3 protein-coding genes are annotated in these 1982 nt (G+C 38.1%); 1 reads left to right on the forward strand and 2 read right to left on the reverse strand.

Annotated elements, in window-relative coordinates; all coding sequences use genetic code 11:
- Positions 1 to 146 precede the first annotated feature (146 nt).
- On the reverse strand, positions 147 to 545 hold the full coding sequence (locus F6K22_RS39600; protein WP_293110514.1) for a ribbon-helix-helix domain-containing protein: 399 nt from the start codon (positions 543 to 545) through the stop codon (positions 147 to 149).
- Positions 546 to 1294: 749 nt separating this feature from the next.
- On the opposite strand from F6K22_RS39600, the gene F6K22_RS39605 reads away from it, so the two are divergent.
- Positions 1295 to 1558: a hypothetical protein gene (locus tag F6K22_RS39605; RefSeq protein ID WP_293110516.1), complete on the forward strand. Its 264-nt coding sequence runs from the start codon at positions 1295 to 1297 to the stop codon at positions 1556 to 1558.
- Between the two features lie 208 nt (positions 1559 to 1766).
- Here F6K22_RS39605 and F6K22_RS39610 read toward each other — a convergent pair.
- A partial coding sequence (locus tag F6K22_RS39610) for a hypothetical protein (protein WP_293110517.1) occupies positions 1767 to 1982 on the reverse strand: 216 nt, incomplete at its 5' end.

Genomic DNA, 1982 nt, shown 5'->3' on the forward strand with positions numbered 1-1982 from the left:
TCAATATTTCAATCAATGTTCCCATTCGTTCAGAAATTTTATGAAGCTTGGCTTTTGCTCCTTTTGCTAAAAATGCAGCTTCTGAACTATCAGGTTAACAAAGTCGAATAACACCACAACCCAGTTGGACATCCCAACCTGGTAAGTCAAACATTTGTCTTGTTTCCATTTCCATTAGCGAATGATGCCTCTATCAGCTTGTCTAGATATTTTTCGTTGAATCTCGTCACTATAACAATTCTTAATTTATCCTCTGTGGTAGGGCAATGTCCTTCCAGTAACCACCCCAGCCTTGACTTCAAATAAGGATCTTCAGATAACTTATCGTAGTTGTCCAACAGTAGATGCTTGAACTTTTCATACCGAGGCGGATTCACCTCTCCAAATATCTCGATTGGCAGTCGGCTAGACTCAATTTGTTGCCTAACGGCTTGCTCCACAATAAATCCGGCCAAAGATGATGGTTTGTTTCCTTCCATATCGGCCCAGTAATCCAAAGCTTCAGCAATTTTGTCAGGTAGGGTGAAATAGTATCTCTTACTCACTCATATCCTCTTCATAGAAACTTTCTGCTTCAATGGTAGGCTTATTCGTATCTAATTAGCACATTATATGTTACAAAACTTGTTTTATCAAATTTTTACAAATTAAATATTGCTTTTTTGTGCTTAATTTGTATATAATCAACACAAGTTCCGTAATTAATCTTTTGGCCAAAATAGAGCAAAAAAAACCCGTGACTCACCAAAGCCACGGCGTAACAACTGTATTTGTCAAATACAGACACACTCATCTAAGAGTTGCCCGTATGGGCCTCTACGGAGGTACTTGATGAACAAAACTACTCAAATTTCCGACTCCCCGCACAGAACCTGGACGGACACTCATTACAGTCTAACTTCCGACGACGGGCTGTTTTCGACAAAAACAACTTTGGGAGAGGGTGAGGAGGGGATAGCCTTAAGCTGTCCGGGGTATAACCGGGACGGAAAAGGGTTTGTAATTCACTTCAAGGTGGAGCATCTAGAAGCTGTACACACCTTGTTGTCGAAATTACAAATTCTTAAAGCTGAACAAATTCGTTCTATAAAATAGTTTTTTAAAAGCTGTTTTTTAGAGAATGAGTTGAGGTTTGTAGCGATTGCTTAATTCCGAAGCATATAGATCATATACCTAATTGGTACAAAATGTTTTAAAACCAATACTGATAAAGTATATAAGACCCATCCAAGTAAATCCAGTAGTGGTTGTCTCTAATGCCGATCATGAACCTGTACCTTATTAGTTAAGTTGAATGCAGCCTAAAGAATACTGCGAGAAGTGGGTTCCCAGAAAATACGGGATAACTCCTGGCCAATGGGGCTATAAAGCAAAGTGCCTTGAGGAACTGGAGCAAGTAACAGGTTTAGCTCGGAATACTCTCAAGAACTGGAAGGATTTAACTACCGAAGCAATATACGTCCAAAAACTACTTTTTTACGCTGATTTTTACAATGAATTATCGGTTTTTCTGAGAAAATATTCTGAGAAAGAAGTTGACACAAATACTACTGATTAGGTAAGATATTGAAATTAACAGCACAAAGCTGTGCCTTGACAAAAATAAAGCTACCAGGAAGCTCTCAACTTCCCAATAGCAAACAAAATTTAAAAACTTTTGAACTATGAGTATAGCACATTTCGAGGATACAAGTCCAGTCTCCCTCCTTTTGAAGTTCCATGAGTAAGTTTAATTTTTGAAAAAAGTTGTAGCGATCGCTCAACCATCAAGAGTTTGATTCTTGATAATCTCTGTCTCTCATCTGCTTGAGCTTTTGAGCGTCTAATCCAATATATTTCAATTCCTTAGCCAACAAAACCAACTCTAAATTAGTAGGTGGAGATTGACCTACTGCTATATCTGCTATTCGTTCAAACTCAATACCCGTAAGCTCACTTAATGTTTCAGGATTGAGTTTATTGACTATTTGAGCAATGGTCAA

The sequence above is a fragment of the Okeania sp. SIO2F4 genome, from assembly GCF_010672385.1.
Taxonomy (GTDB): Bacteria; Cyanobacteriota; Cyanobacteriia; order Cyanobacteriales; family Microcoleaceae; genus Trichodesmium.